This window comes from Actinocorallia populi (assembly GCF_002995495.1).
Taxonomy (GTDB): Bacteria; Actinomycetota; Actinomycetes; order Streptosporangiales; family Streptosporangiaceae; genus Actinocorallia; species Actinocorallia populi.
Map to the genome: position 1 here is coordinate 254,599 of NZ_PVZV01000010.1, position 13,463 is coordinate 268,061.

Sequence of the window (13,463 nt, forward strand, 5' to 3'; positions counted from 1 at the left end):
ACGGTGACGACGGGCGCACCCGGGTTCGGGACGAAAATGTCCGCCCCGCTGGTTAGCCTGTTCGCGGCCTCCCTCTTCGCTCCGGGGGGCATCTCGATGAGCTGGGGAAATCACACCGTGCATGATCGTCTTGTCGTTCGCGGCGCGCGCGAACACAACCTCAAGGACGTCTCGCTGGACCTGCCGCGGGACTCCATGATCGTGTTCACCGGGCTGTCGGGTTCGGGGAAGTCCAGCCTGGCGTTCGACACGATCTTCGCCGAGGGCCAGCGCCGGTACGTGGAGTCCCTGTCGGCCTACGCCCGGCAGTTCCTCGGCCAGATGGACAAGCCCGACGTCGACTTCATCGAGGGCCTGTCCCCCGCGGTGTCCATCGACCAGAAGTCCACCTCCAAGAACCCCCGGTCCACCGTCGGCACGATCACCGAGGTCTACGACTACCTGCGGCTGCTGTACGCCCGCGTCGGCAAGCCGCACTGCCCCGAGTGCGGGCGCGCGATCTCCCGGCAGACGCCCCAGCAGATCGTCGACCGGGTGATGGAGCTGCCCGAGGGCACCCGCTTCCAGGTGCTGGCGCCGGTGATCCGCGGCCGCAAGGGCGAGTACCTCGAGCTCTTCCGCGAACTGCAGAGCAAGGGCTTCTCCCGGGCGCTGGTCGACGGCACCGCGGTCCGGCTGGACGACCCGCCCAAGCTCAAGAAGCAGGAGAAGCACGACATCTCGGTGATCGTCGACCGGCTGGCGGTCAAGGACTCCGCGCGCCGCCGGCTCGCCGACTCCACCGAGACCGCCCTCAACCTGGCGGGCGGCACCCTGATCCTGGACTTCGTCGACCTGCCCGAGGACGACCCGGGCCGCGAGCGCATGTACTCCGAGCACCTGTACTGCCCCTACGACGACCTGTCGTTCGAGGAGCTGGAGCCCCGCTCGTTCTCCTTCAACTCCCCCTACGGCGCCTGCCCCGACTGCAGCGGCCTGGGCACCCGCATGGAGGTCGACCCCGAACTGGTCGTCCCCGACGAGGAGCGCTCCCTGTCCGACGGCGCGATCGGGCCGTGGTCGGGCGGGCACTTCAGCGACTACTTCCAGCGGCTGCTGCAGGGGCTCGGCGCCGAGATGGGCTTCGCGCTCGACGAGCCGTGGCGGCAGATCCCGGCCAAGGCGCGCAAGGCGATCCTGCACGGCAGCTCCACCCAGGTCCACGTCTCCTACAGCAACCGCTACGGCCGCAAGCGCTCGTACTACACCGAGTACGAGGGCGTCATCCCGTGGATCCAGCGGCGGCACGCCGAGGCCGACAGCGACGCCACCCGCGACCGCTTCGAGGGCTACATGCGGGAGATCCCCTGCCCGACCTGCCACGGCGCGCGGCTCAAGCCGCTGATCCTGGCGGTCAAGATGGCGGGGCGCTCGATCGCCGAGGTCTCGGCGATGCCGATCGGCGAGTGCGCGCACTTCCTGCGCTCGATGGAGCTGAGCGACCGCGACCGGCAGATCGCCGAGCAGGTCCTCAAGGAGGTCAACGCGCGGCTGGGCTTCCTGCTCGACGTCGGCCTGGACTACCTCACCCTGGACCGCGCCTCGGCCACCCTGGCCGGCGGCGAGGCCCAGCGCATCCGGCTGGCCACCCAGATCGGCTCCGGCCTGGTGGGCGTGCTGTACGTGCTGGACGAGCCGTCCATCGGGCTGCACCAGCGCGACAACACCCGGCTGCTGGAGACCCTGCTGCGGCTGCGCGACATCGGCAACACCCTGATCGTGGTGGAGCACGACGAGGACACCATCCGGGCGGCCGACTGGGTCGTCGACATCGGCCCCGGCGCCGGTGAGCACGGCGGCCAGGTCGTCGTCTCCGGCACCGTCGAGGAGCTGCTGGCGTCCGAGCGTTCGCTGACCGGCCAGTACGTGTCGGGGCGGCGCTCGATCGAGGTGCCCGCCGTGCGGCGGCCCCGCGAGAAGGGCCGGGAGATCACGATCAAGGGCGCGGGCGCCAACAACCTGCAGAACGTGGACGTGGCGTTCCCGCTCGGGGTGTTCACCGCGGTCACCGGGGTGTCCGGCTCGGGCAAGTCCACGCTGGTCAACGACATCCTCTACAACGCGCTGGCCAAGCAGCTGCACGGCGCCAAGACGGTGCCGGGCCGGCACCGGCGCATCCTGGGGATGGAGCAGCTCGACAAGGTCGTGCACGTCGACCAGTCGCCGATCGGGCGCACGCCGCGCTCCAACCCCGCCACCTACACCGGGGTGTTCGACCACATCCGCAAGCTGTTCGCCTCCACCACCGAGGCCAAGGTGCGCGGCTACCAGCCGGGCCGGTTCTCGTTCAACATCAAGGGCGGGCGCTGCGAGAACTGCTCCGGCGACGGCACCATCAAGATCGAGATGAACTTCCTGCCGGACGTCTACGTGCCGTGCGAGGTCTGCCACGGGGCCCGCTACAACCGCGAGACCCTCGAGGTGCACTACAAGGGCAAGACGATCGCCGACGTGCTGGACATGCCGATCGAGGAGGCCGTCTCCTTCTTCGAGCCGATCACCGCGATCCACCGGCACATGAAGACCCTCAACGACGTGGGCCTGGGCTACGTCCGGCTGGGGCAGCCCGCGCCGACCCTGTCGGGCGGCGAGGCCCAGCGGGTGAAGCTCGCCGCGGAGCTGCAGCGCCGCTCCACCGGCCGCACCATCTACGTGCTGGACGAGCCGACGACGGGCCTGCACTTCGAGGACATCCGCAAGCTGCTGGGCGTGCTGGGCGGGCTGGTCGACAAGGGCAACACGGTGCTGGTGATCGAGCACAACCTCGACGTCATCAAGACCGCCGACTGGGTCATCGACATGGGCCCCGAGGGCGGTTCCCGGGGCGGCACCGTGGTGGCGACCGGCACTCCCGAGGAGATCGCGGCGGTGCCCGAGAGCCACACCGGCCAGTATTTGGCGAAGATCATGGGTTGATCTCGCCGGGGTCTCGCAACGGCCACAAGCGGCCCCGTCACGCTCAGAGATCTTCTCAGTACAGCTTCTCGCGTTTACGGTCCCTTTACACCAGTCACTCGGGGATCGACTCGCGAGGAGCCTTACCATGCGCAACCCCCGGCGCAGGGGTCTGTTCGCCGCCTCTGCCACCGCCCTGATCATGGCCGCCGCCGCGGCGTCACCCGTCGCGGCGGCTCCGGATCCGCAAGCCCAGGCCGCCGCCGTCAAACCGGACGCGGTCCAGCGCCACCTCCGGGCGCTGCAGAAACTCGCCGAAGCCAACGGCGGCACCCGTGCCTCGGGCACGCCGGGCTACGCCGCCTCCCGCGACTACATCGTCCGCCAGCTGCGGAAGGCCGGCTACAAGCCGACCGTGCAGGAGTTCCAGTTCCCGTTCTTCTCGGAGAACTCGACCGCCGCCTTCGAGCAGCTCACCCCCGACGCGGTCACCTACCGGCCGACGCCGGCGGACGGCAGCTCGCTGGGCGACTTCTTCACGATGGAGTACTCCGGTTCCGGTGACGCGACGGGGACCGTCCGGCCCGTGGACGTGATGATCCCGCCGGGCGCCGAGCCGAACTCCTCCACCTCCGGCTGCGAGGCGTCCGACTTCGCCGGCTTCCCCGCGGGCGCCGTCGCCCTCGTCCAGCGCGGAACCTGCACCTTCTACGACAAGGCGGTCAACGCCCAGGCCGCGGGCGCGGCCGCGGTGATCCTCTTCAACGAGGGCCAGGAGGGCAGGGCCGACGTGCTCACCGGCACCCTGGGCGCGCCCGACCTGAGCATCCCGGTCATCGGCACCAGCTACGCCATCGGCGCGGACCTCGCCGACCCGGCGGGCACCACGGTCCACGTCAAGACCGACACCACCAGCGACACCCGGACGACCTGGAACGTGCTCGCCGAGACCCGCAGGGGCAACCCCGACGACGTCATCATGTCGGGATCGCACCTCGACAGCGTCCCGGTCGGCCCCGGCGTCAACGACAACGGCTCGGGCAGCGCCGCCCTGCTCGAACTGGCGCTGAGGTCCAACCGGCTCAAGCCGAAGAACAAGATGCGGTTCGCCTGGTGGGGCGCCGAGGAGAACAACCTGCTGGGCTCCACCCACTACGTGAACGCGCTGAGCGAAGACGAGTCCTCCCGCATCGCGATGTACCTGAACTACGACATGATCGGCTCGCCGAACCACGTCTACTTCATCTACGACGGCGACGACTCCGACGCGACCGGCGCCCCCGCGGGCCCCGAGGGCTCCGCCGAGATCGAGAAGGTCTTCGAGAGGTACTTCGACCGGCGCGGCCTGCCCCACAAGGGCACCGACTTCGACGGCCGCTCCGACTACGGCCCGTTCATCGCGGCCGGCATCCCCTCGGGCGGCCTGTTCACCGGCGCGGAGGGCGTCAAGACCGCGGAGGAGGCCGCGCTGTTCGGCGGCACCGCGGGCCAGGCCTACGACCCCTGCTACCACGCCCCCTGCGACACCATCGACAACATCAACCCCACCGCCCTGAAGAACAACCTCGGCGCGATGGCCTTCACCGCCTACACCTTCGCCGCCGCCGCCGATCTGCCCGGCACCCGCGCCCGCGCGAGCGCCAAGTCCTTCACCGCCCCCGCCGACCAGCACCACCCCACCCGCTGACCCGCACCTCCACCGGCCGGGCCTCCTCCAGGGGGCCCGGCCTCCCTCATCTCCGGGCTCTCTCCGCCCGGACTTCCGGTTTCCGGGCTCCCTCATCACCGGGCTCGTGCGCAACGTCCGGTCGCCGGGGGCGTGCCTCGTCCGCGAGCGGGCGGGGGTGCGCTCCCGCGCTCCGTGCCGGGGCCGGATGCCGGGGCGGGGCGGGGCGGGGTTCCGTGCCGGCTTCGGGGCGGGGTCAGAAGAGGGGGGCGGGGAGGACGCCTTCGAGGGCGAGGAGCGCGCGTTTGGTGTCGAGGCCGCCGCCGAAGCCGCCTATGTCGCCGGTGGCGGTGACGACGCGGTGGCAGGGGACGACGACGGGCAGGGGGTTGGCGCCCATGGCGGTGCCGACGGCGCGGGAGGCGCCCGGGTCGCCCGCCCAGCGGGCCAGCTCGCCGTAGCCGGTGACCTGGCCGTAGCCCACGCGGGTCAGCAGGAGGCGCAGGACGCGCTCGTTGAAGCCCGAGGTGAGGCGCCAGTCCAGGGGGAGGGCGAACTCGGTGAGGTCGGCGGCGAAGTAGGCCGACAGCTGGGCGGTGGTCTCGCACAGGCCGCCGCGCACCGGTCTGAGGGCCAGCCGGGCGCCCAGGCGGTGGGCGTGGTACTCCGCGTCATGGGCATGGAAACGCACGTTGACCAGGCCCTGCGCGGTCTCCGCCAGCATCAGCGGACCGATGGGGGTCTGGAGGATGGTCCAGCCGAAACTCTCCACGTTCCCAGGGTAGGAGAAGCCACTGACATTTCCCGGCGGTTCAGCCGGGCCAGCGGCCCAGAGCGGCGATCCGGCGGCGGGTGTCCGCGGCGGCCTCCGCCCGGCCCAGCGCGTCCTGGCAGCGGGCGAGGGCCTCGAGCGCCTGGATCCGGCCGCCGTGGTCGCCCATCTCCGCCCGCAGTCCCGTCTCCCTCTCGAAGTGTCCGCAGGCCTGCGCGGGCTGCTTCTCGCGGACGAGCACCAGGCCCAGGACGTGGTGGGCCGCGGCCTCGTTGCGGCGGTCGCCGAGCTCGACGGACAGGGCGCGGGCGCTTTCGGCGCACGCACGGGCGGCGGTGGCGTCGTCCAGGTGCAGCCGGGTCTCGGCGAGGTTGACCAGGGCGGCGCCCCGGCCGTGGTGGTCGCCGGCCTCGACGAGCACGGCCAGCGCCTCCTGCGAGATCTCCGCCGCCTGGTGCGGGCGGCCCACCCTGCGCAGGATCAGCGCGTAGGTGTCCAGGGCGGTGCCCATCCCGTACAGGTCGCCGGTCTGCCGCCGGATCTCCAGGCCCAGCTCGGCCGCGTTCAGCGCCTCCTCGAGCCAGTCGATCCGCAGGTAGGTGCGCGCGAGGCTGCCCAGCGCGCCCGCCTCGCGCTCCCGCGCGCCCAGTTCCTGGGAGAGCGACAGGCCTTCGAGGCCGAGCAGGACCGCCTCGTCGGTGCGGCCCATCCGCCGGGCGACGCGGCCCAGGTAGTCCAGGTCGTGCGCCTCCCCGTGCAGGTCGCCGATCTGCCGCCGGATCTCCAGGGCGCGCTGCAGGTTCTCGCGGGCCTCGGGGTAGCGGCCGAGCCAGTAGTAGGCGATGCCGAACAGCGCGGTGGCCTCGGCCTCCCCCGAACGGTGCCCGATGGCCCGCAGGACCGGCAGCGCGTCGGCGCAGTGGGTGATGGCCTCCATGTGGCGGGTCTCGCCGATCGCGATGCGCGCCAGGATCACCAGCGTCTCGCCCTCCCCGAGCCTGGCGCCGACCGAGCGGTAGGTCTCCAGGGCGCGCCCGGCGTCCAGGCGGGACAGCTCCCGGTTGCCCAGCTGCTGGTGGACGCGGGCGAGCTCGGTGCGGGCCTCGGCCTCCCCGTGCCGGTGCTCCAGCTCCTGGTTGGCGTCCAGCGCCTCGAACACGACGATCGCGGCCTGCTGGAAGTTGCCGCGGTAGCGGTGGACGCGGGCGAGGTTGAGCAGGGTCTCGGCCTCGCCGCGCCGGTCGCCGCGCGCGCGGCGCAGGTCGAGCGCCCGGTGGGCGTGCTCGTAGGCCTCGTCGTAGCGGCCGAGCCGCTGCAGGTTGCGGGCCAGGGTGTCCAGGGCGCGCGCCTCGCCGTCCGGCTCGGCCAGTTCCCGGTGCAGCGCCAGGGCCTGCCCGGCGTACTCCAGCGCCGCGGGATGGCCGCCCAGGTCGGTGTAGACGAGGGCGAGCGTGTCGAGGACCGCCGCCTCCCCGGAGCGGTCGCCCAGCGCCTGGAAGGCGCGGCGGGCGTCCTCGCCGTAGCCGATCGCGCGGACGCAGCGCCCCAGTTCCCGGTGGGCCGCCGACAGGTGGTGCAGCATCACCGCGATGACCGCCCAGGCGTCGTTGGTCCGCGCGGAGACCAGGCCGATGCGGTGGACGGTGATGTTGTCCTCGCTGTAGCGGCGGAACTCCAGGAAGTCGTACAGCGCGGCGGCCAGCCCGTACGCGATCGGGTGCAGGCCGAGCCGGGCGGCGTGGCGGACGGCCGAGACCAGGCAGCGCCGTTCGGCCTCGAACCAGGCGACCGCCTCGGTGCGCCCGAGCCCCCTCAGCGCCTCCTCGGCCGCTCTGGCCGCGCGCAGGTGGTGCGACAGCAGGCGGTGGCGCACGGCTCTCCGGTCGGTCTCGGAGTCCTCCCGCTCCGCCAGCTCCCGGGCGAAGTCGCGCAGCAGGTCGTGCATCCGGTACCTGCGGCGGTCCGCGGTGGCGGAGACGACGAGGAAGGCCTGCTCGAGTTCCCGCACGCGCCGCGCGGCGGTCTCCTCGTCCGTGCCGAGCAGCGCGGCGGCCGACGGGATCGAGAAGTCGGGGCCGACGTTCAGCCCCAGGCACCGGAACGCGGTCCGCAGCACCGGGTCCAGCGTGTCGTAGGAGATCTCGAAGGCCGCGCGCAGCGCCCCGTGCGGGTCGTCGGGGAGCGCGAACGCCGACAGGCGGTCCCGTCCGGACAGCTCCCGCACGGTGGACGCGATGCTCTCGCCGGGACTCGCGGCCAGCCGCGCGGCCGCGATCCGCAGGGCCAGCGGTAGGTGGGCGCACTCGCGCGCCAGCTCCTGCGCCGCCTGCCGCTCGGGTTCCACCCGGCCCCGCCCGACGACCTCCGCCAGGAGCTCGACGGCCTCCTGCGGCGCCATCTCCCCCAGCTCCAGCATCGGCAGCCCGGTCCCCGTCAGGCGCTGCCGGGCCGTCACCAGCACGAACCCGCCGGAGCCGGAGGGGATCAGCGGCCGGATCTGCTCGTCCCGCCCCGAGGCGTTGTCCAGCACGATCAGGACCCGCCGGTCGGCCAGCAGCGACTGGTAGAGCGCGACCAGCTCGGCCTCCTCGGCGGGCAGCTGGTCGCCGGGCACCCCGAGCCGGCGCAGGATCTGGCCGAGCGCCTCGACCGGGGTGACCGCCTTGGTGGGCCCGCGCAGGTCCACGAAGATCCGCCCGTCGGGGAAGCGGCCGGACTCCAGGTGCGTCCAGTGCAGGGCCAGCGCGGTCTTGCCGACGCCGGCCATGCCCTGGATCACCACGCCCGGCGGCCGGGCGGCCAGCACGAAACTGAGCCGCGCCAGTTCGGCCCGCCGTCCGGTGAAGTGCTCTCCCCCGGCGGGCAGCCAGGTGTGGTCGGTGGCGACCGGGGGGCGGACGGCGAGGCTCACCCGGGGTCCGGGCAGGGAGCGTTCGAGTGCCTCCCAGTCCTCGTCGGCCCAGGGTCCGGCCTCCTGGCGCAGCCCCTCCAGGTCGGGCAGCAGCAGCCAGCGCGGCTGGGAGGTGTCGATGAGGCTGCCGCGCCAGCGGGCGTAGCAGCGCACCAGCGACTCGCGGGAGATGCCCACCCAGTTGGCCAGCTCGGCCTGGTTGAGCGGCATCGGGACGCGGATGCCCTGCGGGCCGACCCGTCCGGTGCGCAGCGCCAGCTCCAGCAGGTGGAAGGCGACGCGGGCGCCGGGCCTGACGGCGCGTCCGGCGCCGTTCAGCGCGAGCCTGCGCCCGGCCCGCGCCCAGCGGTGGGCCATCGCCTCCATCAGGGCGTCGGTGACCCTGGGGTTGCCGGTCACGAATCTGGCGAACTTCCGGCTGTCGATACGTAGTACCGACAGCTCCGTCAACGCCACGACGGACGCGCGCTGCGGGTGCCCCCACACCGCCAGGTCGCCCTCCAGCTCCCCCGGGCCCAGCAGCTCGAGGATCGCCTCGGTGCCGTCCCGGGCGTCGAACTGTTCCTTGGCGTGGCCGTCGAGGATCAGCAGCACGTCGCGGGCCGGTATGCCCTGGTTGCACAGGGTTCCGCGGGCGGGCACGGCGGTCTGGTGGCCGATCGCGAGCAGCGCCTTGCGGTCGGAGTCGCCGAGCGCCGCCCAGAAAGTTCCCTCACCGGGGTTTCTGATCATGTCGGTGTCCCGTTCCTCAGGGTGACTCTCCAGGAAACCCGACAAACGGCTCGGGCAACGTACCGTATGGCGCATTTCTCCGGAGTCTCCGGACGCATCCGGTGGTGCGGCGGCCCCCGCGGTGCGCAAGGATGAGGGGCATGCAGGATCGGAGCTGGACTGACCTGAACGTCTCGAGCGTCCTGGCGGAGGTCGTCGCCGCGCAGTCGCGGCTGGAGCGGACCGTGGCGGGCCTGGACGAGGCGGCCGTGCGCGCCCCGTCCCCGCTGGAGGGCTGGACGCGCGGCCACGTCCTCTCCCACATCGCGCGCAACGCCGACTCCTACCGGCGCCTGCTGGAATGGGCGCGGACGGGGGTGGAGCACCCGCAGTACCCGAGCGCCGAGGCCCGCGAGGCCGAGATCGAGGCGGGCGCGGGACGCCCGGCCGCCGAGATCGCCGCCGACGTCCGCGAGTCCAACGCCCGTTTCGTCGCGCTGGCCGAGAGCCTGCCGCAGGAGGCGTGGGACGCGACGGTCCGCGCCCTGCAGGGCTGGGCCCATCCGGCCTGGTACACCCTGCACCGGCGGTGGCGCGAGGTCGAGGTCCACCACGTCGACCTCGGCGCCGGCTACACGCCCGCCGACTGGCCCGGCTCCTACGTCCGCGCGGAGCTGACCGACTCGCTGCGCTCGCTGCGCGGAGAGCTCCCGTTCTCCCGCGTCACCGCCACCGACCTCGGCCTCACCGTCAGGCTGCACGACGACGGCCCGGCACTGGAGGACGAGGGGCACCACCTGCTGGCCTGGCTGACCGGCCGGGCCTCCGCCTCCCGGATCACGGCGCCCCCTCCCCGGTGGCCCGCCGTGCCGGTCTTCGATGGGAGCCAGGTCCTGTGAGCTACACCGGCGACGTCACCGTCGGCGGACCCGCCGACACCCGAGAGGTCCTGCCCGGACTGGTACTGCGCAAGCTGGCGGTCGGCCCGTACGACAACAACGCCTACCTGCTGCACGACCGGGAGTCGGGCGACCAGATCCTCATCGACGCCGCGGCCGAGCCGGCCCGGCTGCTGGAGCTGGTCGGCGACCGGCCCCTGTCCCGGGTCGTCACCACCCACCGCCACCAGGACCACTGGCAGGCGCTGGAGGACGTGGTCCGCGAGACCGGAGCCGCGACCCTGGCCCACCCCCACGACGCCGAGCCCCTGCCCGTCCCCGTCACCACCCCGGTCGAGCACGGCGACGTCATCCCCCTGGGCGCCCACCGCCTGGAGGTCATCCACCTGCGCGGCCACACCCCCGGCAGCATCGCGCTCCTCCTGCGGGCCCCCGACCGCCCGCACCTCTTCACCGGCGACAGCCTCTTCCCCGGCGGAGTGGGCAACACCTGGGGCGACTCCGCCCTCTTCGAGCAGCTCCTCGCCGACGTCACCGAGCGCGTCTTCGACCGCCTCCCCGACAACACCTGGTTCTATCCGGGCCACGGCCGGGACTCCACCCTCGGCCAGGAGCGCCCCGCCGTCCCCTCCTGGCGCGAACGCGGCTGGTGACCGGCGGGACCGTTCACCGCCGACCGCGGTCTTCGCTCCCGGCGCCGTGGCATCCGGTCGACGGGACGCCCTTTCCGCCGGGATAGCGCGTTCAAAATTTGTATAAAAACTATTTATCGCGTTAAAGCGCTCGGCCCCTCGGCGCGCACCGCCTTCCCGTCCGGCTCGCATATCGAATATCCCGGACGGGAGTGCGGAGGCGGCGGTTCTCCGCGCCGTTCCGGCCGGCGGTCAAACGGTCAGGGAGCGTGCGGGGAAGGACGGCCTGACGCCCGTCAGCGCCTCGGACTTCAGCCACAGGTCGCGGGCGAGGGCGTGGTCGCGCGCCGCCTTGGGCAGCGGCGCCGGGCGGGGCGTCCCGCGCCGTCCCAGCAGGCCCGAGGCGGCGTAGAAACCGCCGGGCACCACGTCGGAGGAGGTCGCCCCGTACAGGATGACGGAGGCGGCGTCCTGGGTGGAGCGGCCCAGCAGCCGGTCCAGCCGGTGGCCCAGGCCGCGGACCGGGGCGGGGCTGTGCCGGTACAGGCCGGTGGAGGCGCTGCCCGGGTTGACCGCCACGCTGGTCAGCGCCCTGGTCGCCCGGCGCTGGAGCTCCAGCGCGAACAGCAGGACCGCCATCTTGGACTTGGCGTAGGCGGTCAGGGGCCGGTAGTTGCGTTCGCTCATCAGGTCGGCGAGGTCCAGGGCGGGCACCTTGGCGGTGAGCGAGCACACCGTGACCACCCGGGGGGCGGGCGCCCGCAGCAGCAGGGGCACCAGGCGTCCGGTCAGCGCGAAGTGCCCGAGGTGGTTGGTGGCCATGGTCAGCTCGAAGCCGTCCTCGGTGAGGGTGCGGCGCGGGATGTACAGCACCGCCGCGTTGTTCACCAGCAGGTCCAGCGGGCGCCCCTGGTCGGCGAGGCGGCCGGCGAAGTCCGCGACCGAGGCCAGCGAGGCCAGGTCGAGGCGCTCGCCGCGGACCGGCGCGCCGGGGTGGCGGTCGTGGATCCGCTCGGCGGCGATCCGCAGCCGTTCGGGGTCGCGCCCCGCGAGGACCACCTCGGCCCCCGCCCCGGCCAGGCCCGTCGCGGTGGCCAGCCCCAGCCCCCCGCTGCCGCCGGTCACCACCGCCAACTTACCTGACATATCCGATATGTCATTTTGCGTCCAATGGTGCGCCACAGATCCCCCGATCTCCGGTCGATATCTCTATTGATTACCTTCTATGTCCGTTTCTATGCGATTCCCTACGGGGAACGACGGGGGGCGTCTCGGCGTTGCACCGGAGGACGTGATGAGGACCATCACGGAAGAAGGGAGACATGCCGGAGCAACGGGATCTGGTTTTTCCGCCGGGTTCGCTGGTCTTGGTCGCCGGGCTTCCCGGTGCCGGCAAGAGCACGCTGCTGCGCCGCCTGTACGGGCTGACCGACACCGAGACCGAGCCCGTCCCCGCCGGCGGCGCGGTGGTGATCGACTCCACCCAGGCCCGCAACTGGTGGTCCCCCTACCTCCGGCCGCTGCCGCCCCGCGGCCGCATCCCCTTCGTCTACGCCACCCACGTGTGGCGGATCGGCAAGGCGCTGACGGACGGCCGGTCGGTGGTCGCCCACACCCGGGGCACCTGGCCCCACCTGCTGTACGGCTTCGGCTGGCTGGCCCGCAGGAGCGGGGCGGGGCTGCACCTGGTGCTGCTGGACGTCCCGCCGGCCCTGGCCCGCGCGGGGCAGCACGAGCGCGGCAGGGTGCTGACGGGACCGGTGTTCGCGCGGCACGTGCGGCGCTGGCGCAAGCTCGTCCGGCGCGCGCACGCGGGTTCGCTGCCGCCGGTCGCCTCGGTCACCGTGCTGCACCGGGAGGACGCCGACCAGGTGCGGGACATCAAGTTCGGCTGACCGGGACCCCTCTCGCCACGGCGGCCCGCTTATGTTTGACTGGGTCAATGAATAATGAGATCGAGGTGGTCAGGACCTTCAACCGCGACTACACCCGGCTGCTGGGCGTGCTCGACGAGGGGCTGCTGGACAGCCCCTACTCGCTGACCGAGGCCCGGCTGCTGTTCGAGCTGTCGGGCGGCGGGGACCTGGCGACCCTCGGGCTGCGCGAGTCCCTGGGCCTGGACCCGGGATACCTGAGCCGGCTGCTGGCCCGGCTGGAGGCCGACGGGCTGGTCGTCCGCTCCCGTTCCGGCGCGGACCTGCGCCGCCAGCTCGTCCGGCTGACCCCGCGCGGCCGGGAGGTCTTCGCCGGCCTGGACACCCGCTCGGCGGCCCAGGTGGAGGGGCTGCTCGAGGGCCTGCCCGCCGACCGGCGCCACCGGCTGGTGCGGGCGATGGACGCCGTGCGGAGGATCCTCGCGGGCGCCCCCGCCGCTCCCTTCGACCTGCGCCCCCTGCGGCCGGGGGACCTGGGATGGGTCGTCTGGCGGCACGGGGTCTTCTACGCCGAGGAGCGGGGCTGGGACGCCACCTACGAGGCGCTCGTCGCCCGGGTCGCCGCGGGGTACGGCGAGCACCACGACCCCGCACGGGAGAACGCCTGGATCGCCGAGATCGACGGGGAGCCGGTGGGCAGCGTCTTCTGCGTGCGGGCCGACCGGCCGGGGGACGTCGCCCAGCTGCGGCTGCTGCTGGTCGAGCCCCAGGCCCGCGGCCTCGGGCTGGGGCAGCGGCTGGTGGACGAGTGCCTGGCCTTCGCCAGGGCGGCGGGCTACCGGGAGATGGTCCTGTGGACGGTCGCCGGACTGGCCGCCTCCCGCCACCTGTACGTGAAGGCGGGGTTCGAGCTGGAGTCCGAGCAGGCCGAGGAGCGGTTCGGCGACGCGATCACCGCCCAGTGGTGGCGGCTCCGGCTCTGATCACCCGCCTTTACCCACCACGCCGGGTCCGCGTCCAGCGAAGTAAGGCCGATCTTTCCTCCGGGCAAGGGAGATGTCACC

General features: G+C 72.9%; 9 protein-coding genes. 6 read left to right on the forward strand and 3 right to left on the reverse strand.

Annotated features, from left to right (window positions below):
- Positions 1-117: 117 nt before the first annotated feature.
- Both uvrA and C2865_RS34095 read left to right on the forward strand, forming a co-directional pair.
- Complete coding sequence (gene uvrA, locus C2865_RS34090; RefSeq protein ID WP_106402757.1) at positions 118-2,955, forward strand: excinuclease ABC subunit UvrA; 2,838 nt, start codon at positions 118-120, stop codon at positions 2,953-2,955.
- Between the two features lie 127 nt (positions 2,956-3,082).
- A complete protein-coding gene (locus C2865_RS34095; protein WP_106402758.1) occupies positions 3,083-4,621 on the forward strand; it encodes a M28 family metallopeptidase in 1,539 nt (512 codons plus the stop codon).
- A 235-nt stretch (positions 4,622-4,856) separates the two neighbouring features.
- On the opposite strand, the gene C2865_RS34100 is transcribed toward C2865_RS34095, so the two are convergent.
- Entirely contained in the window at positions 4,857-5,372 is a 516-nt protein-coding gene (locus C2865_RS34100) for a methylated-DNA--[protein]-cysteine S-methyltransferase (RefSeq protein ID WP_106402759.1), read from the reverse strand.
- Between the two features lie 40 nt (positions 5,373-5,412).
- Complete coding sequence (locus C2865_RS34105) at positions 5,413-9,015, reverse strand: tetratricopeptide repeat protein (protein WP_198653797.1); 3,603 nt, start codon at positions 9,013-9,015, stop codon at positions 5,413-5,415.
- Positions 9,016-9,155: 140 nt separating this feature from the next.
- Between C2865_RS34105 and C2865_RS34110 the strand changes: the two genes are divergently transcribed.
- Both C2865_RS34110 and C2865_RS34115 read left to right on the forward strand, forming a co-directional pair.
- Positions 9,156-9,893: a maleylpyruvate isomerase family mycothiol-dependent enzyme gene (locus C2865_RS34110; protein ID WP_198653798.1), complete on the forward strand. Its 738-nt coding sequence runs from the start codon at positions 9,156-9,158 to the stop codon at positions 9,891-9,893.
- Entirely contained in the window at positions 9,890-10,546 is a 657-nt protein-coding gene (locus C2865_RS34115; RefSeq protein ID WP_106402762.1) for an MBL fold metallo-hydrolase, read from the forward strand. The genes C2865_RS34110 and C2865_RS34115 overlap by 4 nt, the downstream gene beginning before the upstream one ends.
- Positions 10,547-10,777: 231 nt before the next feature.
- Here C2865_RS34115 and C2865_RS34120 read toward each other — a convergent pair whose 3' ends face one another.
- Positions 10,778-11,671 carry an SDR family NAD(P)-dependent oxidoreductase gene (locus tag C2865_RS34120; RefSeq protein WP_106402763.1) on the reverse strand — a complete coding sequence of 298 codons (894 nt, stop codon included), beginning with the start codon at positions 11,669-11,671 and terminating at the stop codon, positions 10,778-10,780.
- Between the two features lie 176 nt (positions 11,672-11,847).
- On the opposite strand from C2865_RS34120, the gene C2865_RS34125 reads away from it, so the two are divergent.
- Both C2865_RS34125 and C2865_RS34130 read left to right on the forward strand, forming a co-directional pair.
- Positions 11,848-12,420 carry an AAA family ATPase gene (locus tag C2865_RS34125; RefSeq protein ID WP_106402764.1) on the forward strand — a complete coding sequence of 191 codons (573 nt, stop codon included), beginning with the start codon at positions 11,848-11,850 and terminating at the stop codon, positions 12,418-12,420.
- Positions 12,421-12,467: 47 nt separating this feature from the next.
- Complete coding sequence (locus C2865_RS34130; protein WP_106402765.1) at positions 12,468-13,382, forward strand: helix-turn-helix domain-containing GNAT family N-acetyltransferase; 915 nt, start codon at positions 12,468-12,470, stop codon at positions 13,380-13,382.
- Positions 13,383-13,463: the final 81 nt, after the last annotated feature.

Coding starts and splice junctions, on each gene's coding strand:
- C2865_RS34120 (WP_106402763.1), bottom strand. CDS start 11,671: ATGTCAGGTAAGTTGGCGGTGGTGACCGGCGGCAGCGGGGGGCTGGGG.
- C2865_RS34105 (WP_198653797.1), bottom strand. CDS start 9,015: ATGATCAGAAACCCCGGTGAGGGAACTTTCTGGGCGGCGCTCGGCGAC.
- C2865_RS34130 (WP_106402765.1), top strand. CDS start 12,468: ATGAATAATGAGATCGAGGTGGTCAGGACCTTCAACCGCGACTACACC.
- C2865_RS34110 (WP_198653798.1), top strand. CDS start 9,156: ATGCAGGATCGGAGCTGGACTGACCTGAACGTCTCGAGCGTCCTGGCG.
- C2865_RS34095 (WP_106402758.1), top strand. CDS start 3,083: ATGCGCAACCCCCGGCGCAGGGGTCTGTTCGCCGCCTCTGCCACCGCC.
- C2865_RS34125 (WP_106402764.1), top strand. CDS start 11,848: ATGCCGGAGCAACGGGATCTGGTTTTTCCGCCGGGTTCGCTGGTCTTG.